General features: G+C 29.4%; 20 protein-coding genes. 11 read left to right on the plus strand and 9 right to left on the minus strand.

Annotated features, from left to right (window positions below):
* Positions 1 to 2 precede the first annotated feature (2 nt).
* Complete coding sequence (locus tag M4I21_RS00825) at positions 3 to 446, plus strand: hypothetical protein (RefSeq protein WP_249557055.1); 444 nt, start codon at positions 3 to 5, stop codon at positions 444 to 446.
* Between the two features lie 732 nt (positions 447 to 1,178).
* Here M4I21_RS00825 and M4I21_RS00830 read toward each other — a convergent pair.
* Positions 1,179 to 1,541, minus strand: coding sequence for a helix-turn-helix domain-containing protein (locus M4I21_RS00830; RefSeq protein WP_249557056.1), 363 nt, complete (start codon positions 1,539 to 1,541; stop codon positions 1,179 to 1,181).
* A 666-nt stretch (positions 1,542 to 2,207) separates the two neighbouring features.
* On the opposite strand from M4I21_RS00830, the gene M4I21_RS00835 reads away from it, so the two are divergent.
* Entirely contained in the window at positions 2,208 to 3,641 is a 1,434-nt protein-coding gene (locus tag M4I21_RS00835) for a T9SS type A sorting domain-containing protein (protein ID WP_249557057.1), read from the plus strand.
* A 208-nt stretch (positions 3,642 to 3,849) separates the two neighbouring features.
* Here M4I21_RS00835 and M4I21_RS00840 read toward each other — a convergent pair whose 3' ends face one another.
* The 3 genes from M4I21_RS00840 to M4I21_RS00850 all read right to left on the minus strand — a co-directional run bounded on the left by M4I21_RS00840 (position 3,850) and on the right by M4I21_RS00850 (position 10,879).
* The gene (locus M4I21_RS00840; protein ID WP_249557058.1) at positions 3,850 to 7,419 is read right to left on the minus strand and encodes an NACHT domain-containing protein; all 3,570 of its coding nucleotides are present in this window, start codon (positions 7,417 to 7,419) and stop codon (positions 3,850 to 3,852) included.
* Positions 7,416 to 8,531, minus strand: coding sequence for a metallophosphoesterase family protein (locus tag M4I21_RS00845; protein WP_249557059.1), 1,116 nt, complete (start codon positions 8,529 to 8,531; stop codon positions 7,416 to 7,418). The genes M4I21_RS00840 and M4I21_RS00845 overlap by 4 nt, the downstream gene beginning before the upstream one ends.
* Before the next feature lie 650 nt (positions 8,532 to 9,181).
* Entirely contained in the window at positions 9,182 to 10,879 is a 1,698-nt protein-coding gene (locus M4I21_RS00850) for a glycerol-3-phosphate dehydrogenase/oxidase (RefSeq protein ID WP_249557060.1), read from the minus strand.
* Positions 10,880 to 11,134: 255 nt separating this feature from the next.
* On the opposite strand from M4I21_RS00850, the gene M4I21_RS00855 reads away from it, so the two are divergent.
* The 3 genes from M4I21_RS00855 (at position 11,135) to M4I21_RS00865 (ending at position 12,509) form a co-directional block, all read left to right on the plus strand.
* The gene (locus M4I21_RS00855) at positions 11,135 to 11,443 is read left to right on the plus strand and encodes a hypothetical protein (protein WP_249557061.1); all 309 of its coding nucleotides are present in this window, start codon (positions 11,135 to 11,137) and stop codon (positions 11,441 to 11,443) included.
* A gap of 250 nt (positions 11,444 to 11,693) precedes the next feature.
* Positions 11,694 to 12,002, plus strand: a complete 309-nt coding sequence (locus M4I21_RS00860) for a hypothetical protein (protein WP_249557062.1) — start codon at positions 11,694 to 11,696, stop codon at positions 12,000 to 12,002.
* Between the two features lie 204 nt (positions 12,003 to 12,206).
* The gene (locus M4I21_RS00865; RefSeq protein WP_072302229.1) at positions 12,207 to 12,509 is read left to right on the plus strand and encodes an HPF/RaiA family ribosome-associated protein; all 303 of its coding nucleotides are present in this window, start codon (positions 12,207 to 12,209) and stop codon (positions 12,507 to 12,509) included.
* Between the two features lie 62 nt (positions 12,510 to 12,571).
* On the opposite strand, the gene M4I21_RS00870 is transcribed toward M4I21_RS00865, so the two are convergent.
* Entirely contained in the window at positions 12,572 to 14,548 is a 1,977-nt protein-coding gene (locus M4I21_RS00870; protein ID WP_249557063.1) for an alpha-ketoacid dehydrogenase subunit alpha/beta, read from the minus strand.
* Positions 14,549 to 14,676: 128 nt separating this feature from the next.
* Between M4I21_RS00870 and M4I21_RS00875 the strand changes: the two genes are divergently transcribed.
* From M4I21_RS00875 to M4I21_RS00895, 5 genes are all read left to right on the plus strand, one after another.
* Entirely contained in the window at positions 14,677 to 15,627 is a 951-nt protein-coding gene (locus M4I21_RS00875) for an isopenicillin N synthase family dioxygenase (RefSeq protein ID WP_249557064.1), read from the plus strand.
* Between the two features lie 127 nt (positions 15,628 to 15,754).
* On the plus strand, positions 15,755 to 16,084 hold the full coding sequence (locus M4I21_RS00880; protein WP_249557065.1) for a translation initiation factor: 330 nt from the start codon (positions 15,755 to 15,757) through the stop codon (positions 16,082 to 16,084).
* Positions 16,085 to 16,153: 69 nt separating this feature from the next.
* Positions 16,154 to 17,086: a DUF1835 domain-containing protein gene (locus tag M4I21_RS00885; protein WP_249557066.1), complete on the plus strand. Its 933-nt coding sequence runs from the start codon at positions 16,154 to 16,156 to the stop codon at positions 17,084 to 17,086.
* Position 17,087: 1 nt separating this feature from the next.
* Positions 17,088 to 17,954: a nucleoside phosphorylase gene (locus tag M4I21_RS00890; protein WP_249557067.1), complete on the plus strand. Its 867-nt coding sequence runs from the start codon at positions 17,088 to 17,090 to the stop codon at positions 17,952 to 17,954.
* Between the two features lie 5 nt (positions 17,955 to 17,959).
* A complete protein-coding gene (locus M4I21_RS00895) occupies positions 17,960 to 18,805 on the plus strand; it encodes a substrate-binding domain-containing protein (protein ID WP_249557068.1) in 846 nt (281 codons plus the stop codon).
* Between the two features lie 14 nt (positions 18,806 to 18,819).
* Here M4I21_RS00895 and M4I21_RS00900 read toward each other — a convergent pair whose 3' ends face one another.
* Positions 18,820 to 19,485 (minus strand): uracil-DNA glycosylase, encoded by a 666-nt coding sequence (locus M4I21_RS00900; RefSeq protein WP_249557069.1) that lies wholly within the window; start codon positions 19,483 to 19,485, stop codon positions 18,820 to 18,822.
* Positions 19,486 to 19,551: 66 nt separating this feature from the next.
* Here M4I21_RS00900 and M4I21_RS00905 point away from each other — a divergent pair, with 66 nt between their 5' ends.
* Complete coding sequence (locus tag M4I21_RS00905) at positions 19,552 to 21,048, plus strand: YfcC family protein (RefSeq protein ID WP_249557070.1); 1,497 nt, start codon at positions 19,552 to 19,554, stop codon at positions 21,046 to 21,048.
* A gap of 99 nt (positions 21,049 to 21,147) precedes the next feature.
* On the opposite strand, the gene M4I21_RS00910 is transcribed toward M4I21_RS00905, so the two are convergent.
* From M4I21_RS00910 to M4I21_RS00920, 3 genes are all read right to left on the minus strand, one after another.
* Positions 21,148 to 23,793 carry a carboxypeptidase-like regulatory domain-containing protein gene (locus tag M4I21_RS00910; RefSeq protein ID WP_249557071.1) on the minus strand — a complete coding sequence of 882 codons (2,646 nt, stop codon included), beginning with the start codon at positions 23,791 to 23,793 and terminating at the stop codon, positions 21,148 to 21,150.
* A 20-nt stretch (positions 23,794 to 23,813) separates the two neighbouring features.
* Positions 23,814 to 24,569 carry a GLPGLI family protein gene (locus M4I21_RS00915; protein WP_249557072.1) on the minus strand — a complete coding sequence of 252 codons (756 nt, stop codon included), beginning with the start codon at positions 24,567 to 24,569 and terminating at the stop codon, positions 23,814 to 23,816.
* 136 nt (positions 24,570 to 24,705) lie between these two features.
* Complete coding sequence (locus M4I21_RS00920; protein ID WP_249557073.1) at positions 24,706 to 25,467, minus strand: GLPGLI family protein; 762 nt, start codon at positions 25,465 to 25,467, stop codon at positions 24,706 to 24,708.
* Between the last annotated feature and the right edge of the window lie 92 nt (positions 25,468 to 25,559).

Here is a 25,559-nt window from a genome sequence, read left to right on the forward strand (position 1 = left end):
AAATGAAAACCAATTTTAGTTTAAAACAGTTTGCCATAATCACACTAATAACCAGTATTTGGATACATATTTCAGAAGTTTTACGTGCTGTTTTATTAGTATTCCCTAGAATGGAATCTTTTTTTGAAGGTAAAATGGTAATAGGGCAGATGGCACTTAAAAATATGGTTGTCTGGACCTTATGGGATACGCTGTTAACTATTATATTGGTTTTCATTTTTTGGCTTTGTGCTAAAGCTTTTGGCAACACTACTAAAGCTATTTTTATAAGTGCAACTGTAACAGCTTGGGCAACTATTGGCATATTTTGGATAGCAACTGTTAATACAGGTTTAGGAGAATGGTCTACAGGCTTTTTGGCGATACTATTTGCTTGGATTGGTCTCTTAATAGGTGCATTTATAGCCTCTAAGCTATATAAGACAGAACGTTGGGTTAGTAAGTAAAGTTTTATTTTGCTTACTTATTCTGAATTTTATCTAAAAAGGAGAATTCTAATAATGACCTTGGCCTCATAACCCCGAAGCTTCGGGGTGGTAAAACAATAAGGTGAAGTGAGTGTAAATATTTTAGGCTATACAAATGCAATGATCCAGTGGATGATTGGATTTGGATACAACACTTTACTAAATGTTAGTTTCAAATCGTATTTAACTAAAAATGTACTTTGGGTACATTTTCTTAACGTTAAATAGTCTAAAATATCCAATTTTATAAAATTTATGTACTTAATAGCCAATCCATGAGAATCGCGTATTTAAAAATTTCTGTATCTAATAATTACAGGATACTCAAATTATGGGCAGTATGCATTTTGTTGTATTTATATAGTTACTTGTGTTTTTATAACTTTTAGTGAAATTCTTTTAATCTCATAATTAATAACAAATAAACTTTTGCATAATTAGATTAACAAAATTAAAAAGATTCTAATGAAGCCACAATTAGCTTGTACATAATTACTAGATATAAACCTAAAGTTGTTCTATCATTAATTATGTCAAACATCGCCCAAAATGTAACCGTTAATTTAAAATTGACATTTCGAGTTACGGTAAAAAACTCTTGATTTATTAATGTTTAAAGGAGGTAAGGAAGTTTACTAAAAATATAGCTAACAATTTAAAACTGCTAAAAAAGTATTTTTTTGGAATAATGCTAAATTAAAATTACCATTTTTATTTTTTTAGCATTGCTTCATTTATTGATGATTCTAAAATCACAAGATCAAAAATCTTCTCTATTGCATTTTTAGACTCTTTACTTATTACTTCTAAATTTTTAAGCTTTGTATATTTTGCATCCAAATTTTTAAAATCTGGATCATCACTATTTGTAGTGTAGATTAACTTATTAGTTAATTCTTCTATTCCAATATTTAAAGCATTAGCTAGCTTAAAAATTGTTTTAGCTGATGGTTTGGCTTTGTTATTTTCATATCTACCTATTTGTACATAAGAAACCCCATAAATTTTATCAAGCTCTATTAAATTTAAATTTCTCTCTGCTCTTAATTTCTTGAGTTTATCTCCTAATTTCATTATATTTTGTTTATTTGATAAAAATTAACGAGTTTTAACTAGTTGTGATGTTTTGGTTTATGTAGTTTTTGAAATATTGAATATATGCCTATATTAACTGTAAATATTGGTATATTCAATATAAAAAATATAAGCAATAGAAATATTAAAATCTAATACAATTTAGTAGTTTTTAGTATAAAGGTTGTAATAATATTGTTTAGATACAATGACTTAAAAGTATATATTAATTAAACTCTTGACATATGAATAATTACAAGATTAAAGATAAGAAACTAATAATTTCTATTGATTATGTAGTTATTTTAATTGTTAAACGACTTTGTTATTTGTTAATGTACGTATTGTTATGCTAAATTAAATGTATTCTGCCTGAAGCATTAACTCAATTCTTAATATTATTAACCTTATTGAGGTTGTGCTAATTTGCTTATAATTAAAACAGAACTTTGGCTTTATTAGGATACTCATTTTTAAAAGCCAGTAATTTTTAGTACAGCAATTTTACATTCTACTTTTAATAAGTACCAAATTAACTAACACTAACACTATTTTAACAGGCTTCCTTTTTAAATTATTTTGTAATACATTTCTTACTATATTTGATTTTTTAGATGAAATTATAATCATCACTAATAAAAAAATTAGTTATAAAAATCAAAAATTATGAAAACAAAAAAACTACAATTAAGTTTTCTTTTAGTATGTGTTTGCTTGTTGGGCTACAGTCAAAAACCTAAAGGACAAACATCAAATCCAAATGATAATTTTAAATTATTAAACGATTTTTCTGATGAATTTAATACAGGAAATATTAATTGGAACAAATGGAGTAAAACAGCTAATTTACCCAGTACAAAAGCTTGGAAATGGAATAACAATGCTAATGCTAAATCTGTAAATTTTAGTGGAGAACGTGCTGTTGAGTTAACTATGCGTCAAAATGCAAATAATGCTATAGATGGTATTACTTATTTTAAAAGTGGCTGTTTACAATCTATTAAACAATTGCCTAAAAACTTTGTAGGTTATGTCGAATCTAGAATTTATGGTGCAGAAATTAATTCTCCAAAAGCTACAGGTCTTGACAAAAATAGAGGCGTATGTCCTTCTTTTTGGTTATACAGTAAGTTTTTTGATAATAAACCAATTGGAGAAGCTGTTTATACAGAAATTGATATAGTAGAACTACAGCAATTTGATTATGACCCTAATGGCCCAGTTGGGCACCAGCAAGATTTTATTACAGATGCAGAATCTAATCTACACTTAGTAAAAAAGGCAAGTTTTGGTAGAGATTGGTTTAGACCAAAAGAACCAAAAGCAAGAGCTACCCAATTAAATAAGTATGAGTTGCCTGGCAAATTTGATCCTACAAAAGGTTGGCATACCTATGGTTGCGAAATTACGCCTACTAAATTATACTTTTATGTAGACGGAAAAAGAGTAGGTAAGGCTTTAAATAATACATACTGGAGTGATAATCCTATGTATGTTATAGCATCATTAGGGTTAAGAGTACCTTTTGTAGCGTTTCAGGGCAATGTATTTGAGCCTGTTAACCCAGAAGTAAACCCTAGAGCAAAAAAAAATATAGATGAAATGCCAGTATCTATGCAAGTAGATTATATAAGAGTTTGGAAAAAAGAGGGTGCAGGAGGAGCTAGTAATGCTATAGACAGTAACTGCTCATCAGCTACAACTTGGAAAAAATCAGGGAATTTTTTAATAGGAGACAAGGTAAAGCTTAACAATGCTATTTATGAACTAAAAACAGGTAATGGTACTTGTAGACCAGGTGGCGCTTCTAATTGTTCTGTAAATCAATGGACTAAAGTTTTAGATTGTACATCTAATAGCAGTATTATTAATAATGACTCAGGAACAGTATATCCAAACCCTGCTAATACAGTAGTTAATGTTGTAGCTAGTAAAGGAGATTTTATTAGAATAATTACTTCTGTAGGCACAGTAGTACGTACTGTAAAGGCTAAAAATAGTACAACTGTAATTAATATTTCTGCATTACCAGCAGGTTTATATACTGTTACAATTACTGGTAACAATAAAAATGAAACAAAACAATTGCTTATTAATTAGTTGAAAATCTACATAAATTAAATAATAAAGGCAGAATTAAGGTTAAACTTAATTCTGCTTTTTTCTTCTCAAATGTTTCTTCTGTAGTGTTAATGAAACCGAATTTATGAGGTTCACGAATTCCTATAGAAAAAAATATATAAGTAATGAATAAACACTTTTTATGCGACGACGTAGGAGGGAAGCGTAATATGTGTGGAATGGTTTTTTAAGATATTAAATGAATAACTTTTTCCTTAGCTTCTATAAAGCTGTAAGGTTTTGATTTTGAATTAACATAACTATTGTTTGAAACACCTATTAATAAATTAATATAAAACAAGTCAGAACCACTTTGCATTAATTCATCCTTAATTTCATTTAAAATTTTAATTATTGATTTATAACCTTCGTCAGTAATTGATAAATTTGATATATATGAATTATAAAAAGTTCTCAAATGATGACCATCAAATCTATCTAATTTATCATCATAAAATAAATGATAAAGTTGTTTTAAAATATTATAATCTTTTATGTTATCATAGTTCGAAAAAGAAATAAATCTAACTGAAGGTTTAGAACCATTTTCTTTGTTTTCTTTCAATAAGTACTCTAATGCATACTCGTTATTAAATAGAAATAGTATGCTTAATGCTTCTGTAACATAGTTTTTATTATCTGTATTCAAGTATTCTATAGACTTTTCTATACAGAATTTCTCTTCTTTAAATTTTTCACTTAATATTTTGATAGATGCCCAACAAATTCTACTATTTAAATCATCACAATAACTTTTTAATAAATCATTACCTCTATATAAACTTGCAAATTTTTCAATTTTTTTATTTTCATTATATATTGATTCATCCTCTTTAAAAAACTCGGCAATTTCAGGATATACTTGATGTAATTCATTATCAATTGCGTATTGTATATGCTTAGATTTCACAAAAGAAAATAAATTATTCTTTTTTATATTTTGAATTATTCTTTGATTAAATAAGTTTTCATCGTTAATTTTATTTTTGACTTTTGTATAGCTATCCTCGTTAGTTGAATTTTCTAAATCAATGTATTCCAGTGAATTAAGTAAGAAATCTTTGCTTGAATTAATATTATATTTATCTATAAAGAACATGATTAATTTTAAATTATCATAGTCATTTTTATATGAAAAAGATTTGAGACTATGTAACTCTAATATATTATCAAAATTAATTAACGAAGATTTCTCATTACACCATGACTGAATAATTTCTATTTGTTCTGGAGATATTAGGTAATTAACTTTTGAATAATCATATCTCTCAATTAGTTGTTTTATTTGTCTATATCTAACAAAGTCATTTGACAATATTCCTATTATGTCCTCATAATTTAATTGCTTCCCATTTGTATTTAAAATAATATTTTCAGTTAAAGCTATATGTGAGTCGAGATAATTACCATGACCATTGTTATCATACCATTTATGACTTATAGATCCAATTTTTTCAATGTCAATTTTATTACCATTCTCTTTAAATAACTCTTTTATTTTAATAAATAATTCTTTTTTATTAAAAAGTATATCTAGATTATTCTGAACTTGAATTTTATATTCTAATTGCCATTTAATAGCATCTGCTTTTGTAAGAACAGGTTTCTCGAAAACAACATTTTTAGCAATCATTTCCTTGTGAAAATATTCAGCCAAATCTCGATCGTTAGTATTACCTATATAATTTCTAAATTGCTCTATTTTTTTATGAGAAACATTTTGTGTTAAAATAGCATTAATTACTAATTCTAAAGTTTTCTTATCAATGATTTTTGCTATAAAAAAATATACTTTTTCTAATTCATTATTATCAATTAAGAAATTAATGGATTCTTCCCTCTTATTACTCCTTATAATCAAATTAGAAATGAAGTTTCCTTGTATGTGATAAATTATTTCATCATTAATTAATAAAAGAAAATCTCTAATAAAATTTTCATCTTCTTTAATAAAACTAAGAGACTTCTCAAGTACCTTGATTGCAAAATCATTATCAAAATCCAACCTATAATCATTTATGAAATAATGTTTTATGATTGACAAAAAGTTTTTTGAACTTTTTAAGTTTAAAATAATGTCTTTTAATTTATAACTATTACCTCTAATAACATTTTCACTATCCAGTCTTTGGTTTATATTAGAATCTCTAAGGAATTCCTCTTGTACATACCAAAATAGTTTATCAATATTGCTGTAATTTTGAATTAAAGTTAAAAGACTAGAATTTATCTGCTTGTTTGTTTCTTTTTTGAATAAAAGGAAAATATCATTCAAATATTCCTCATTATCCATTGCGAGTTTTTTGAATTCTATTAAATTTATTATTTGTGATTTAATACCAATTTCTAATGAATCTTTTTTTAATAAATCTAAAAACATTTTTTTAGTTTCATCCAATTTATTAAATGGTATATCAAAGTAAGAAAGTAGGTCCAATGCTGAAATTGTAACTCTATAATGTAAATTATTCTTTTCAACAATATTTATTAAAAAATCAAAGTTCTTTTCACAATTTCCAAATTTGGCTAATTCACTTACCTCAATAGTTTTATTTGTTGTTATCCATAGAGTTTTATCAATACATTCTTTTTTAAAATAATCCTGAAATATAGCAACTCGTAGGTCTTTTATTCTATTTGAATCTGCTTTAAAAAGTAATTCTACTTGATTTTCATTAAGCCAATCAATTAATTTTTTATATTGATCTGAATCTGTTCCTAATAAATTTATTAGAAAAGTTATTGAATTGAAAAATGAAGGATGTAATTCATTTAAATCTTTAATTTTTATGATATCTAAAATTTCATTGAAATTTTTATTAATTAATGAAGAAGCAACAAAATATTCTTGCACTTGTTTATATTCAAAACTCCAATTATTTAATTTCTTGTTTCTTTTAATAAATGGATTATCAATAAAGTCTAAATGATCATCTCCTATTAAACTATTCAATTCAAATTCATCTATATAATTTCTTTGCATTAGCTCATTTACAAAGGCAACAAGTTTCAATTCTCTCTTTAGTTTTGGAATATTAATCAACCTAACCTTTGCAAATTTTTCTTTTAAAGTTTCAAGTTGTTCATTTATAAATAAATCCCATATTTCAGAATCAGTATTTGGTAAACTCCCTTTTTCAATATAATATTTAGCAAATAAATTAAGAAAAAAGGGAGACTCTATATAATCTTTGTGGTTAGTATTTAAATTTAAAGAATCTAAATTTATACCAAATGTTTTTTTCAAGATTGAATAAGCTTGTGTACTATTTAAATTCTTAAGAAAAAAAACTTCGAAATCAGTAATTTTTACAAGATATTTCTCATAAATATTAGTCCTACAGCTAAGGACAAACTTTAAATTTAGATTATGATTTTTTATTATAAAAATTTCAAATTCAGATATAAAGTCTTGAATATTTGCAATTTCATCCAATCCATCTAATATAAAAATAATACTAGGAAGTTTTTTCCATTCTTCATAAGTAATTAAATCTTCAAAACTATTATTCTTTCTAAAGAATTTTAAATTTATTAATATCGGAATTATACCATTACTTTCTTTTTCTTTCCATAGCTCATTAAATAAATTTTTTAATTCTGTGGTTTTTCCAATACCAGGATTCCCTAAAAGAATTATCTTATTAAATTCGAAAATCACATCAGAAAGCCCTTTATTTTCATCTTCGTTAAAAACAAGTGATTCTATAGAATCATTACTCGTCTTGCTTATGTATCTTTTTTCGTAGTGATTCATTCTGATAATTGATTAAAGTCTTTAATATCTAATGCTGAAAAAGGGTTATTAGATTCTTCATTTTGAGGAAATTTATAACCTTTCCCTCCAAATTTATCATTTGAGTCTATGCCATTTCTCGGAGCTGTCAACGTATCAGGAGCAAAGGTTGATAATTCTTTATTATATAATCGAAAATGTATTCTTTCGATTCTATTTGTTAAAATATCAATATCAAATATATTGTAACCAGGAACATATGAAATGTGATTTTCATCAGGGTTATTTAAGCTTGCTCTTCCTCTAAAACCATAACAACTTCCAATTTGGTTTACATAATGACTTGATTTATTTTTATGATAATGACCATATAAGAATAAGTTAATATTTTTTGTAGTTAAAAAGCGTACAACTTCGTTTTCTTCTTCAAAGTTTTCCAACGAGTGATGAAGTAAGCAAATATTTAAATTAGTACCTGATTTATCTAATTCACGTAATCCATCATATAATTGTTTAGCACCGAAATAATGCTTATTCATATCTTTATTTTCTAGTAAACAAGTTGAACATCTCCATGAGTCATTTATTAAAATAAAACCAATTTTGAATTGAGATTGATAATTATAAATGTATGTAGATTGGTTGTTTGTAGGCTTATAATTAGGAGTTGAAGAATGAAATTTACTTTCAAAATCTTTAAATTTCTTTATTCGAAGATTTGAACTATTGAAATTATTTTCATTTTTTATTAAATAATTTTTGACTTCTTTATCATCAATTTCCATTTTCATTTTTTTTTCATCAACCCATAATATTTCATTTTCATCAATATCATGATTACCAGGTATGAATAGAAATTTTGATTTTGGTATATTTAATTCTTTAGAAATTGGATCGATAAAATATTCTTCAAAAAAATCATATGGATTTATATGTTTTTTGTATTGAGGTAATTTTTTTAGGGAATGTCCACCTTTATCGACTAAATCGCCAGTAATGACAATTAAATCAATAGGCTTTTCAATAACATTATAACTTTTTAAATCTCTAATTAATGCAATTTTAAGATTGTCATCAAATTCATCAAAATTTTCTTTTGAAAGATGAATGTCGGTTAAATGGATTATGCGCATTATTTATTATTGGTTATTCTCAAAAGTAAAAAGAAATATTAACTTGAAACTATATTATGTAAATGTTTTCGACATTTAAAACGACCTCATAACCCCGAAGCTTCGGGGTGGTAAAACAATAAGGTGACGTGAGCGTTCTTATTTTAGGTTATACGAATGCAATTATCCTGTGGATGATTGTATTTGGATAAAACACTTTACTTAATGTATGTTTCAAATCGTATTAAGCTAAAGTTGTACATTATACATTTTCTTTATGCTACATAGTCTAAAATATCGAGAAAATTTATGTACTTAATTGCCAATCCACGAGAATCGCGTATTTAAAAATTTCTGTATCTAATTAAAGGATACTCAAATTATGAGCAGTATGACTTGTGTTTTTATAACTTTTAGTGAAATTCTTTTAATCTTATAATTAATAACAAATAGACTTTTGCATAATTATAGCTACACATCTAAATTATTCTAACGAAGCCACAATTAGCTTTACATAATTACTCGATATAAGCCAAAAGGCAATTATATCATTAATTATGTAAAATATCGCCCAAAAGCGCTATTACGCTAATTGTTATAATATGCACTATAATTTACATTATGTAAAATAGAATAATTAAAACCACGCGTACATTGTGGTTTTCTCGATCTTATTTAAACTCTTCTGCGTAATACGTTTCAGCATCTTGCAATAACAGCTGCATCTTTTCTCTTTCTAATACAACCCTTATAGTATCCCAATTTAAATACGAAACAAAATCATCTACAATACAATCTAGAAATGTAGAAATACTAGAGATATTAAAATACAAACGACCAGTTCTACGTACAAAGAAATCTGTAAGGCTGTTTGTCATTTCAAAATGGATACAATACCAAAGTTCTGCCCTAATAAGATTCTCTAACGCATTAGTACCTGTAAAAGATGCTGCTTTATCTAAAATGGTTGATGCCTTTTTACCATAGGTAGTACACAAATACCACGCATAATATGCATCTGTAATCTGTAGCTCTTTTAATTCTATTTCTAATTCTTTTTGGTATGCAGCAACTTCTTCATCAGAGGTCATTGCGGGTTCTACCAACGGTAATTCTTCTGTAATAGAATCGCGTAAAGTATCTTTTTTATCGTCTGTAACCGTCTTTAACACCGCATCTATAACACGTTGTGCCATTTTTCTGTAACCTGTAAGTTTTCCGCCCGCAATAGAAATTAATCCGCTAGATGAAACAAATATTTCATCTTTTCTAGACAACTCAGACGGATCTTTATCTTCTTCATGAATAAGTGGTCGTAAACCTGCCCAGTTAGATTCTATATCATCTACCGTTAAATGTAATCCAGGAAATGTATGGTTTGTAGCATTTAATAAATAATCTGCATCATCTTCTGTAGCCACTACCCTTTCTAAATTACCAGAATAGTTGGTGTCTGTTGTACCCACATAAGTAGATCTACCGCGTGGTATGGCAAAGATCATACGGCCATCTTCTACATCAAAATACACAGATTGTTTTATTGGTAATTTATCAAACGGAAAAACAAGATGTACACCTTTTGTTAAATGCAGGTGTTTTTTGCTCATAGACGCATCTTTTTTACGCAATGTATCTACCCAAGGTCCAGCTGCAGAAACATAGTTAGTAGCGCTAATATTAAGTGTATTGCCTGTGTTTTTATCTACACAATTAAGGCTTTCTATAATGTGGTCTTTGCTATACACAAAAGATTCCATTTCGCAATAGTTTACTATCGTTGCTCCAAATTCCGTAGCTTTTTTAAGTATTTCTATGGTTAATCTAGCATCATCTGTTCTGTATTCCGCATAATAACCACTGCCAAGCACAACGGCATCATCTAACAAAGGTTCTTTAGCTAAGGTTTCTTCTTTGTCTAACATTCTACGTCTGTCATCACCTTCTACATTGGCAAGCATATCGTAGACTTTTAAACCAATGGCAGTCATCATTTTACCATACGTACCGCCTTCTATTAAGGGCAGTAACATTTTTTCGGGAACCACTAAATGCGGTGCTAATTTGTGTACAATAGCACGCTCAGATCCAGATTCTCTAACCAATCCTATTTCCAACTGTTTTAAGTAACGTAAACCACCGTGTATTAATTTGGTTGACTTATTACTTGTGCCAGAGGCAAAATCTTTCTTCTCTACCAAACAAACGTTTAAACCTCTAGAAGATGCATCTAGTGCAATACCTGCACCAGTTACACCACCACCAATAATAATTAAATCGAACTTTGTGGATACTATTTTTTTAAGTTGTTCTGGTCTGTCTAAAACAGAAAAACGTAGTGCGTTTGTTTTGGAATTAGTGTTATTATACATACTATTTTTAGCTTCTTTATTAATTAAGAAAGAACAAATTACTTGGTAGGTTTATTCTAACTACGGGTGTACTACAAATAGTATACCTAACAATAAAGATACTTATTAGATTACTTAGAAAAACATAAACGTTAATTATTACGAAATATAATATTATGGGGTTCTAAAATTTTATTTTTCATAATTCTGCTTTTTTCCAAGATCCAAGAATTAGACCTAAAACGTAGATAGATTTTAACCCTTAAACAAAACAAAATGAGAACAATAAGTATTCTATTATTTGCTTTAGCAACAGCCGTTGTATCTACATTTACAACAGAAACTTTTACAGGGAACTACGCTGGTTTAGAAAATGACATGTATGTTTTTACTACTGATGACGGAACAACTATGGAGTTTGATGATATTAGTCCGGAAGCATTAGAAAAATACGCGCTTACAGATGAGACTTTCATAGGTAAAACATTTAAGGTGAGCTACGAGTCTTTAACCTACACAGATGAAGAAACTGAAGAGGATATACTAAAGTATACCATAATAGATTTAGAGTTATTAGAAGAATAATTCTAGGTATACCACTCCAATGTTGCATATTAGCAATGCCACTACCCTATAACTAGCAATAATTTAAACATTTAACATAATTACATATTAAATACGCATTACGCTAATAATCAATGATTTACAAATCACAAATTGTTAAATATGAAACAATTAATGATTAAAAATGTAAAAACATAACTTTTTATAACATCTAAATAATTGTTGGCTGCGTAGATATATCAGTTATTAACCCTAAATAAATTTGAACACTATGAAAACATTATCAATTGTATTATTCGCTTTAGCAACTGCAGTAACTTCTTTAGTTTCTACAGAAACAGTAACTGCTACTTATGCTGGTTTTGAAAACGAAGTTTATCAATTTATAGCAGAAGATGGTTCTACTTTAGAGTTTCAAGGCATTAGCGCAGAAGCTTTAGAACAACAAGATTTATCTGATGATTCTTTAAAAGGAAAAACATTTGTAATTTCTTACGAAAGTGAGACTGTTATGGATGAAGAAACAGAAGAAGAAATGACTACAAATATTATTGTAGGTCTAGAATTACAGGAAGAATAGATCTTATTTTTCTATCAAATTTTACGAGCGCAGCTGTTAAAGCTGCGCTTTTTTTGTTTTTTACTAAAAATGCAACCTATTAATTTAGAAAGTCTTAAATATGAACCTAGAACTAATCTTTTAACTTTAATATAATATTAGGTTTAAACATTTGATTTTTTCGTGTACTATATGTACCTTCAAACAAAGAAAAACATTTGACCTATGAACATAAACTTTCACTACGACGGGGTTACAGCTAGTAACCGCTTAGAAATATTAATAGCTAAGAAAATTGATAAACTTTTTAATAAGTACGACTTTATTGTAAGTGCAGATGTGTTCTTTAAAAAAGAGAATACAAGCTCACCAGAAAAAGGTAAGGTAATTGGTGTGCGTTTAAGTGCTCCTGGACCAAGATTATTCTCGGAATCTAGTGAAGCATCATATGAAGCAGCTATTACATCTAGTGTAGATGATTTAAGTAGACAATTAGAAAAAAGAAAAGCTAAAATGAAAACGCATTAGTAATGTGTTTCCATTTTAGCTTTTGACAACATTTTAATGTTGTTTAAAAAACTGTTAGCCTTTTAATACGCTAACAGTTTTTTTAGTTCTTGCTCAAATCGTTCTCTTGGTTGGTATTCTTTTTCTAAATCTTTAGCAAACGGTATTGGTGTTTCTATACTTGCTACACGCTTAACTGGTGCATCTAAATACTCAAAACAATCTTCCATTACCATTGCAGAAATATCACTTGCAATACCACCAAACATACTATCTTCTTGTAAAATAATAAGTCGACCTGTTTTTTGCACAGACGCATATATAGCTTCGGTGTCTAAAGGTGCTAGTGATCTTAAATCTAAAAGATCTGCACTAATACCTGTATTATTCTCTAAGGTTTCTAATGCCCAATGTACACCTGCACCATACGTTACAATAGTAACCGCACTACCCTCTTTTAAAAGACTTGCTTTACCTAGTGGTAGTGTATAATAGTTTTCTGGAACATCTTGGTATATGCTTCTGTACAAGGCTTTATGCTCAAAAAACAATACCGGATTTGGATCTTCTATTGCTGTTGCTAATAAACCTTTAGCATCATAAGGGAAAGCAGGATACACCACTTTTAAACCTGGTGTTTTTGTAAACCAAGCTTCATTTGTTTGGGAATGAAAAGGTCCCGCGCCAACGCCACCGCCGCAAGGCATACGAACTACAATGTCTGCCTTTTCTGCCCAACGGTAATGAGATTTAGCCAATAGGTTTACAATTGGATTAAAACCACTACTTACAAAATCTGCAAATTGCATCTCCATAACAGCTTTGTATCCATTAATAGATAAGCCCATTGCAGTAGAAACTATGGCCGACTCACAAATTGGTGTATTCCGTACGCGTTCTGTACCAAATTCGGCCACAAAACCATCGGTAATTTTAAAAGCACCACCATATTCGGCAATATCTTGTCCCATAATTACAAGATTTTCATACTTTTCCATCGCTTGTCTTAAGCCTTCAGAAATAGCATCAACCAAACGAATATTTTTTTCTATGCCTACAGGTTTTATTTCTTCAAAATTAAATGGTTTAAAAACATCATGTAACTCATTCTCTATAGTAGAACTTATTTTAGGCTCATCAAAAGCAAGTTGTAAGTTTTCGTTTATTTCGGTCTTAATTGCTGCTTTAATACTAGCAATTAAATCATCATCTAGAACTTTTTTACTTTTTAAGAACGTTTCGTAATTCGTTATAGGATCTTTTTTAGCCCATTCGTCTAACAAACTGCCTGGAACATAAGCTGTACCACTAGCCTCTTCATGACCCCGCATTCTAAAGGTTAAAAACTCTATTAATATAGGTCTAGGATTTTTTCTAATGCTCTCGCACAATTCATTTACCTTACTATACACCTCTAAAATATTGTTACCGTCTATTTGGTAAGATTCTATACCATAGCCAATACCTTTGTCTACCAAATGCTCGCAAAAATACTGCTCTTTGGTAGGCGTAGATAAGCCATAACCGTTGTTTTCTATACAAAATAAAACAGGCAATTGCCATACTGCAGCAACGTTTAATGCCTCGTGAAAGTCGCCCTCACTAGTAGCACCTTCTCCCGTAAACACTGCTGTTACCTTGCCATTGTCTTTTAGCTTGTCTGCCAAAGCAATACCATCTGCAACTCCTAATTGCGGACCAAGGTGAGAGATCATCCCAACAATGTTAAACTCTTGTGTACCAAAATGAAAGCTACGGTCTCTACCTTTTGTAAATCCGTTCGCTTTTCCTTGCCATTGCGAAAACAATCTATATAAAGGAATGTCTCTTGTAGTAAAGACCCCTAAATTACGGTGCATTGGCAAAATATACTCGTTATTTTGCAAAGCGCTAGTGACACCAACAGAAATAGCCTCTTGTCCTATGCCACTAAACCATTTAGAAATTTTGCCTTGACGTAATAATATAAGCATTTTTTCTTCGATTAAACGTGGCTTTATCATACGTTTGTACAATAATAACTGCTCTTCTGAAGAAATAGTTTCGGTATTGAATTCCATTTAGCGGAAAATTTTATAAATTGAGAAATAAAAGTAACAAATTAGAAGAGATGTTGTTACAAAAATCAATAATTTATCAAAGAATGTTAGATTATTATTAAATTTGAATATCTAAAAAATATTAAACGATGAGTTCTATTCCAAGTGTCAATTTACAGGAATTTTTATCTGATGACAATACGCAAAAACAAAAGTTTATTAATGAAATTGGTAGTGCTTTTGAAAACATAGGCTTTGTTGCCTTAAGTGGTCACTTTTTGTCTGATGAGTTAGTGGCAGATTTATATGAAGAAATTAAAGTCTTTTTTAATCAGCCTCAAGAATTAAAAGATAGTTATGAAATTGAAGGTATTGGCGGTCAACGTGGCTATACTTCTTTTGGTAAGGAACATGCAAAAGGAAAAAAAGAAGGAGATTTAAAAGAGTTTTGGCATTTTGGACAGTATGTAGAAAACGATCCTAAATTAGCAGCAGAATATCCTGATAATGTATTAGTTCAAGAACAGCCTAATTTTAACGTTATTGGTGAAGAAACCTATAAAATGTTAGAGAAAACGGCAAAATATGTACTTAGAGCTCTTGCATTACACTTAAACTTAGAAGAAACGTATTTTGATAATTATATTAAAAATGGGAATTCTATTTTAAGACCTATACATTACCCACCAATTAAGGATGAACCTAAAAATGCTGTACGTGCTGCAGCTCACGGAGATATTAACCTTATTACATTGTTAATGGGTTCTCACGGTAAAGGTTTACAGGTAAAAAATCATAATGGGGACTGGGTAGATGCTATTGCGCGTCCAGATCAACTTATGATTAATGTTGGCGATATGTTATCTAGGTTAACAAACAACAAATTAAAATCTACGATACACCAAGTGGTTAACCCACCAAAAGAGCTTTGGGGAACGTCTAGATACTCTATTCCGTTTTTTATGCATCCTGTTAGTGAGATGCCTCTAAATTGTTTAGAGAACTGTATAGATGAAAACAACCCAAAACAGTTTGATGATACTACTGCTGGTGAGTTTTTACACGAAAGATTAATAGAATTAGGACTTATTAAAGCATAATTCTTCCAAATACACTGCATAAAAACAACTAAATATATTGGTATAAGTACATCAATAGTTTAGTTGTTTTCTTTTTAAAATAATTACGCATCATCCCAATTAAAAGAACAACCAATACATATTAAAAATGGATTTACAAGATCAGCTAAAAAACCTTTTTCCAGATCATGAACCTTCTAAAGAACAAGAAAAAAAAGCACCAAAAACTGACATTTGGTTGCAAGATGATCCCATAATTTGTAAGTACGAGAAAAGAAAAGGCAAACCAATTACCATATTAGAAGGGTACACTGGAGCAGATGCAGATTTTAAATTATTAGCCAAGGAATTAAAGCAAAAGCTTAGTGTTGGCGGTAGTTTTAAAAACGATAGTATTATTATTCAAGGTGATTACAGAGACCAAATAATGGTGATTTTAAAAGAGAAAGGTTTTAATGTAAAACGTGTTGGCGGTTAAAAGTGTTAATTTCTTTTTGATTATTTAGATAAAAATGTAATTTTAATAGTTCAAATCTAGAAAATTACTATGGGATCCATCTTACATATAACCAACGGAGATAGCTTTACAGATAGATTAAAAAACTTACCTATAAAAGGAGACATTATCACTTGGAATGAGATGTTGTGCGAAGGCCCAACATTAAACAACGTGGGTAGTGAAACTTTCTGGAAAACGAGGTTCGATTTTTTAAGCAAAAACTATAAAGTAACAAAAGCAAAATTTATTGATCGTACTCTAAAGGAATACAGATCTTTATGTAACCACAAGCAAGAAGATAAAATTGTTTTATGGTTTGATTATGATTTGTTTTGTCAGATTAATATGCTTGCTGTAGTCAGTTGGTTAAAAATGCATCGCAGGTATGCAGAAATATCTATTGTTTGTACCGGAAAAGTAGAAGGTAAAACAAAACTGCATAGTTTAACTGAATTGGCAGATGACCAATTGCTTGCCCATTATGAAGAACGTATATTTTTACGTCAAGATGATATAGAATACGCAGATTATATTTGGCAATTGTATTGTAGTGATAATCCTATTAGGTTAGAGAACTTAACAGATTTTTCTAAATACAGATTTCCATACTTAGAACAAGCTATAGATCTTCATTTAAAACGCTTCCCTTCTATTAAAAATGGTTTAAATGCAGTAGAAAATAATCTTTTACAGGTTGCATCAACCAAGAAACCAAAAACAAAAGACGAATTGTTACGAGAGCTGCTTGTAGCGAATAACAATTATGGTTTTGGTGATATTCAATATCAAAAAATTATTACCTCTTTAAAACCTTTATTTGGCTCTTTTAACCCCGTTAAACTAACTAAAAAAGGAAAAGAAATATTAGATCAACAAACAAGTTATTACTCTTGTATACAAGATAATGACGTTTATTTAGGTGGCGCGTTAAAGTATAATTTTTTATATAATACTGCTACTGATAGAATCCTTAAATTATAATATGCAATTAAGTCCATCGGAGTTAATTTTAAATGCTGATAATAGCATTTATCACCTGAATGTATTACCAGAAGATATAGCAACTACCATTATTACTGTTGGCGATCCCGACCGTGTTGGTGAAGTGTCTAAATATTTTGATACCATTGAATTAAAGAAAGGTAAAAGAGAGTTTATTACACATACAGGTGTACTTAACGGAAAACGTATTTCTGTTGTTTCTACGGGTATTGGTACAGATAATATAGACATTGTTTTAAACGAGCTAGATGCTTTGGTAAACATAGATTTTACGACTAGAAAAATTAAAGAAGAAAAAACAACTCTAGATATTATTAGAATTGGCACTTCTGGCTCTATACAAGCAGATATTCCCATAAATTCTTTTTTAATGAGTGAATATGCTATTGGTTTAGATAGCTTATTACAGTTTTACGACAGCAAACACGTACAGCATCCAGAAATTCAAGCTGCTTTTGTAGCGCACACAAATTGGGCAAAAGAAAAATCTATGCCTTATGTGGTTACTTGTAGCTCAGAATTAGCAGATAAGATTTATTCAGATAAGTTTGTAAAAGGGTTTACCGCTACAAATGTTGGTTTTTATGGCCCTCAAGGAAGAGTTTTACGTTTAAATACGCAGGATAACGAGTTAAATAACAAAATTGCTGCTTTTAGATACAACGATTTAAAGATTACCAATCTGGAAATGGAAACTTCAGGGATTTATGGTTTAGCCAAATTACTGGGGCACAATGCATTATCATTAAATGCAATCTTAGCCAATAGAGCCACAGAAGAATTCTCTGTAACACCCGGAGAAACTGTAGAAGAGTTAATAAAATATACCCTTAACAAGCTAACATAATAGTATTGAAAACAGTAAAAATTATTGGAGTACCAGAACATTTTAACCTTCCATGGCATTTAGCTTTAGAAGAAAATGCTTTTAAAGATCGTGGTATAGATGTACAATGGACAGACATTCCTGAAGGTACAGGAAGAATGTGCCAAATGTTAGCAGATAACGAAACAGATATTGCAGTTATACTTACCGAAGGTTTGGTTAAAAGTATAACTGCTGGTACTAAAGCAAAAATAGTACAAGAATATATAGCTACTCCCCTTTTGTGGGGAATTCACGTTGGTGCAAATAGCAAACACCAAACCATTGAAGATTTAATAAATACCAAAGCTGCAATTAGTAGATTTGGTAGTGGTAGTCACTTAATGGCGTATGTAAATGCACAAAATAATGGTTGGGATACAAACCAATTACAGTTTGAAATTATAAATAATTTAGATGGCGCTGTTACTAGTTTAACAGAAGGTACTGCAGATTATTTTATGTGGGAACATTTTACCACAAAGCCTTTGGTAGACGACGGCACTTTTAGACGAGTTGCAGATTGCCCTACACCTTGGCCTTGCTTTGTAATTGCTGCTACAGATCGTTTTATTGCAGAAAACCCTGGTACTTTAGAACATATTCTAGAAGTAATTAATTTATATTCTGAAGAGTTTAAGAGCATACCAAGTATAGACAGAACCTTAGCCAATAGATACGAGCAAAAGTTAGAAGATATACAAGAATGGCTGTCTAAAACACGTTGGAGTCAGTCACAACTAAACACTAAAACATTAGAAAAAGTACAAGACACTTTATTATCTTTAGATTTAATAGATAAAAAGCTAGATAGCAAGTCTATTTTAGCATAAACTAGAATATACAATTACCATTCTATTTCTTTACTATTGTTATTTTTTAGAATGGTATTTGTTTTACTAAAATGCTTGTTTCCAAACCAATACCCCCTATTTGCACTTAATGGTGATGGATGTCCGCTTTCCAAAATATGGTGTTTTTTAGCATCTATTAATTTCGTTTTTTTCTTGGCATAACCGCCCCAAAGTAAAAATACTACACCTTCCTTTTCGTCAGATATTTTTTTAATAATGGTATCCGTAAAAGTTTCCCATCCTTTTTTTTGATGACTACCAGCCTCGTGGGCTCTAACCGTTAATGTAGCGTTTAAAAGTAGTACGCCTTGTTTGGCCCATCGTTCTAAATTGCCACTTTCTGGATATGGTATAGCTACATCGGTTTCAATTTCTCTAAATATATTTAGTAATGATGGCGGATGCTTAATACCATCTTTAACAGAAAAACACAAGCCGTTAGCTTGGTTTGTACCGTGGTACGGGTCTTGCCCTATAATTACAACTTTAGTGTCTTTAAAAGAACTCCAATTAAAAGCAGCATAAATAGCTTCTTCTTGCGGGTAACACTTATTATTTTTATACTCAGAAGTTACAAAAGAGATCAGCTCCTTAAAGTATTCTTTTTCAAATTCTGGTAAAATAATTGGACTCCAACTCTCTGGTATACTTGTTTTCATTCTATGTCAAAACTAATTATTCCACTAAAATAATACTATCTTTAAACCCTTGAAAAAATAATCGCATTGAAAAAATTAAAATTCCCTTCTGCCCAAGCCATTTTATTAGTAATTGCAGCACTCGTAGCTGTGTTAACATATGTAGTTCCTGCTGGTAAATATGATACGCTTACGTACAATGAATCTGATTCTACATTTACAAGAAATAGTAGTGAAAAATCTATAATTGTGCCAGCTACACAAGAGACACTTACCTCATTACATATTAATATTCCGTTAGAAAAATTTAAAAACGGAGATATTAGAAAACCTATAGGCATACCAGATACGTACAAAGAAATTGAAGCACAACCACAAGGCGTTGCTGCTTTTTTTAAGTCGCCCATAAAAGGAATTATTGAAGCCGCAGATATTATTTTTTTGGTCTTAATTATTGGTGGTTTAATTGCTATTATGAATTTAACTGGTGCTTTTGATGCCGGAATTGCTTGGTTAGCCAATAAATTACAAGGAAAGGAATATATATTAATAATTTTAGTAACCTGTCTTATTGCTTTAGGCGGGACTACTTTTGGGCTAGAGGAAGAAATTATTGCCTTCTACCCTATTTTAATTCCAATTTTCTTAGCTGCAAAATATGATGCTATGGTTGCTTTGGCATCCATTTACATTGGGTCTTGTATAGGAACTTTAGCGTCTACAATTAATCCGTTTAGTGTTATAATAGCCTCTAATGCTGCTGGTATTAATTGGACATCTGGTATAGATGGTAGGCTTATTACTTTAGTGTTAGGTTTGGTTATTTGTATTGTATACATTACAAGATATGCACAACGTGTTAAAAAAGATCCTACCAAGTCTATTATCTATGATCAAAAAGCAGAAATAGCGCATTTATTTGGCTCAGACACTGCAAAAACAGATTTAAAACTAACAGCAAGGTTACGTCTCATATTACTAGTTTTTACAGCGTGTTTTGTGGTTATGGTATACGGAGTATCTAGTTTAGACTGGTGGTTTGTAGAAATGACTACCGTATTTTTAATAGGATCTATTGTTATAGGTTTTATAGCTAAAATTAAAGAAACACAGTTTATAGATACTTTTGTAAAGGGCGCAGGTGATCTTTTAGGCGTTGCTTTTATTATTGGTATTGCCAAAGGTGTTACCGTTTTAATGCAAGATGGTGCTATTGGAGATACATTACTGTATTATGCATCTAGCGTTACTAGCGGTATGGAGAAAGGAATTTTTATTAACGCTGTAATGTTGGTGTATAGCGGACTTTCATTTTTTATACCATCTACATCAGGAATGGCTGTTTTAAGTATGCCTATTATGTCGCCTTTAGCAGACACAGCAGGCATTGGTAGAGAAATGATTGTGAATGCTTATTTATATGGCATGGGCTTGTTTAAGTTTATTAATCCAACTGGATTAATTTTGGCTTCTTTAGCTATTGTAAAAGTTGGCTATAATAAATGGCTAAAATTTGTATGGCCTTTGGTTGCTATTTTAACTATATTTTTAATGATAGTGCTTACTGTGTCCGTTTATATATAAGTCTTAAATAATTTTGTAGAGAGAATTATTTTAGTGAATAAATGCTAGTCATTTTTTAATTGATAAAAAACAGAAATCGATTTATAAAATAGTACTAAATTAAAATTTGTATTTCAACTCAAATAAAAATACCCGTGGTAGTGTGAAAATTTGATTAGATGAAAATAAATTATTTCTAAAAGAGGTACGTACTATAATACCATTGTTATAGATGTTATTAAATTTTATACCATATGAAAATTTACTATTTGGTTTAGTGTAGCCTAAATATAAATTTTGCAAGGTGTAATTTTGATTTTTGTCACTAAAATCTTTGACTAAATGTGTAGAAAAATCTGTTTTAAAAATAAAATTCTTTAAAAACTTACTATCAAAATCTAAAGAAAATATGTCTTCAGTAGAGCGTGAATCTTCATCTGAGTTTACGTTATACCCATTATGCTTATATTTTAAATTAAGCTGTGTTTTCTTATTTAACTTCATTCTTAATTTACTACTTAAGCCATATTCAAAAGAATTTATACTAGTTATGTCTTCATTAATAACTTGGTTAAACTTTAGCCAATCTAAATCTACCCCAAAATCTAAACTGGTTTTTCCAAATATTAGCCCTAGCTCGGTATTAAAACTTAAATTATTCTCTGGTAAATTAAGCAAGATTGGAGTGCTTAATTGGTTAATACCACTCTGTATTATACTATTATTTTTTACAGGGTTCATAATACTATAATCTATTGAGGCATCAATAAAGAAATTATCTATGTTTTTGTAATTACTGTAGTAGAGACTAAAATTGTGAGAGCGCTCATCTTCAAGGTTGGGATTCCCTTGTGCCAGAGAGCTAAATCCTGTTATTTTTAAATTTCTTAAATAGTTAGTGTCATTTAAATAGTTGTTTGCATAATTATATTCAAAATCTAAATCTATATCATCCTCTATCTTATATTTTGCACTAAATTTAGGTTCAATAAAGAAATTAGTGCTTTTTACTTGTGCTCTTTCAAAACTATAATAATGTGGTTTTGCTTCTACTATAAATTCAACCTTTCCTGTTTTAGTTTTTACACCAAGCCCAGAATTAAAATCTGAAAGTATTACAGGATTATTATTGCTTAATTCTGAAAAATATGAAGAAGAATTATCAGGGAAAATTTGACTAATATCATTTATATATCTTGAGTTTTTATAATTATAACCAACGTGATAAAACAAATGAAAATACCTGTTGGCAAGCCAGTAGTCTTTAATTAGAAAATTAAAATTTTGAGAGTTAAGGTCATTCTTTTGATTTAATTGATAATCTGTAGTTTCTGTAACAGGTAAAAAATCATCTAAAAAAATAGCATTACTAAACCAATTGTCTGTGGAGTTAGAGTTGATAACATTATGATATAAAGCTACACCCATTGTGTGTTTATCATTTAGTTTAAAATAGCCTTCTAAATTCTGAGTAAAGCTACCGTTGCTACCCTTTACTTTTGTCAAAAATTGATTTGTAGTTTCAACGTTTGATATAGACTCATTAAAATAGTCAGAATTACTATTTAAATAATTAATATTATAAATCCATTTTTGTTTTTTATTAGGGTTATAATCTAGTTTTAAATTAACTAATGTAGATCTATTGTCTGCCTTACCAAAATCATTTCTAGTTTCAAATATAGATTCCTCCCCAATATACTCCCTTACAGATGCAGATTTATTAGCAATATCATTGTTTGAGTATATTACATACCCTGTCATATTTAATTTATGATTAAGTTCTTTTTGAAAATTTAAAGCAGAAAATCGTGTTGTAGACTCAAAGCGTTCTTGATTGTTTCCTGCAAAACTCAGTAAACTTCTAGATAAATTACTTCTTTTAAATAGATTACTAGTGCCACCTACTAAACGTGATAAATCACTAATACTAATGCTACTATTATTAAAATTATTAATATCGCCAATAAAACTGATATTTGACTTTGGGTTATATTTAAACAAAGCACTATGTACGCTATAAAAATCATTAAAGCCTAAACCAGCTTCAATATCCCCAAAAGCAAAGTCTTTTTTATCTTCTTTTAAAACCACATTTAAAGCTAAATCTTCATTATCAGCAAGGTTTCTTAATAATTTAGATTCTTTGTAGTCCGATATAATCTCAATTTTAGCCATAACATCTGCCGGGATATTTTCAATAGCTAATTTTGTGCTACCGTCAAAAAAAGGCTTCCCTTCTACTAACAATTTGGTTACTGTTTTGCCTTGTACTTTAATACTACTATCTTCTACGCTTATACCTGGTAGTTTATTAAGAACATCTATCATTTTAAACTCATTACCATTGGTAAAGGCATCTAGGTTATAAGTAATAGTGTCTTTGTTTTTTTCTATGGGTTGGTATTTGTAATTAATTACTACTTCATCTAAGCTTTCTACTTTAGTTGTTAGTTGAATATTATAATTGGAGTTTTCTTCTGTAAAAGTTACAGTTTTATGTACTGCATTATAACCTAAATGAGATATACTTATCTTATATATTTCATTTTTTAGTAATTGAAGCGTGTAAAAACCACTTTTATCTGTAATAGCATATACTACCTTAGCTTTTTCTTCTTGGGGTTTGGCTAGTAGTGTAGCATTAGCTATAGGTTGCTGCAGACTATCTGTTACCTTACCTTTTACTACTATATTATCTTGCGCAAGAATTGAAGGACTATAAATTAAGAAGACAACCCAAGAGAGTATATATTTAAATTTCATTAATTTGTATAAAAAAAATATTAATTATGATTTTCCTGCCAACGTTTTTCATCCATAGCGGCCAATGCTTCAAATTCTTCTTCTGATATTAATTTTAGTCTTTTTAGACTAGGCATTTTGTTTTTTTTACTTTTTTCAACATCCCCATAAAATTGAATCTTTTTAACACCGTAAGTAAAATTATCTCCTTGCAATTCAATAATTAACCCAGGTAAATTTCCATAACCTGCAGGACCATACTTATAAGGTAATTGTGGCGTATACCAAGCTGTAAAATTGTGTTTAAATACTTTTCCCTTTGGGTTAGTTGTGGTATAAGATGTTGTGGCTTTAAAACAGGTATATTCGCCTATAACCTTACTTTCATTATGTAATTCCCATTTTTGGTATTCTCTAGATACTAAGAACCGTCCAAAATCTTCTTCTAATTCTTCGGTAATATAATTTTCAGATTCTTGCTTAATTATTCCATAAAAGTTCAAATGTATGATTGCTAATTTAGCAGCAAGATTATCGGAATATAATTTTTCTTCTAAGTAAAAAACGGAGGAATAATCATTTAAAATTAATGAAAAATCAAATTCCGATGCTATTGTTTCTATTTTAGGAGCTGCCTCAGGAAAAGATTCTAATAGTACTTTGTGTTTTAGTATATTTTTATTAACGTAAGCCTTTGCTTCATATGTAACTTTAGCTTTTGCATATTGTATATTTGGTTGTGAAAAAACAACTATATTTTTCAATAAAAAAAGAAGTATGATAATTTTAAATTTCATTTTTCGAATAACATTTTAGAGTTATGAAAACTAATCACACTCACTGATAAAACCTGTACAATCAACTAATCTGAGTTTCTTATTTATAATTCCTAACAAAATTTTATTTTTTAGACACAGCCATATTCTAAATTTATTAATTATGCTTTTTTTGCCAACGCTTCTCATCTATTTCAGCCAATGCCTCAAACTTTTCTTCTGAGATTAATTTTAGTCTTTTTAGATTAGGCATTTCGTTTATTTTACTTTTTTCATCATCCCCATAAAATTGAATCTTTTTAACACCATAAGTGAAATTATCTCCTTGCAATTCAATTATTAATCCAGGTAAATTACCATAGCCTGCAGGACCATACTTATAAGGGAGTTGTGGCGTATACCAAGCTGTAAAATTGTGTTTAAATATTTTTCCCTTCGGGTTGGTGGTTGTGCAGAATGTTGTGGCTTTAAAACAGGTATACTCACCTATAACTTTACTTTCATTTTGTAATTCCCAATTCTGGTACTCCCTAGAAACTAAGAATCGTCCAAAATCTTCTTCTAATTCTTCGGTAATATAATTACTTGTATTTTGTTTTATACGACCATAGTAACTGGCGTTTCTAAGTACAAATTTAGCCGCTCTGTTGTCTGAGAACAACTTTTTTTCCAGGTAAAATACTGAAGTGGAATCATTAAAGACTAAAGAAAAATCAACTTCTGAAGCCATATTTTCCCCTCTTGCAACCAATCCTGGAGAGTACTTCTCTTGAATTTTATATCTGTTTTTATTTTTATCTATGTGAACTTGAACAAAATAATCAACTTTAGCAGTAATAAATTCTTTTATATTCTGAGAGCTTACTGTCAAACAAATTACAGTAAACAATAAAGCTAGGATTGTTTTTTTTAAAATCATATATACTATTTAAAATAGGGTTTAGAAAACAACCCTTCTTTTCTTAATTTATTTTTCAGATTAAAATTCCTACAATTATAAAGAAATTAAAC

Origin of the sequence: Cellulophaga sp. 20_2_10, from assembly GCF_023476645.1 — a bacterium.
Classification (GTDB): Bacteria; Bacteroidota; Bacteroidia; order Flavobacteriales; family Flavobacteriaceae; genus Cellulophaga.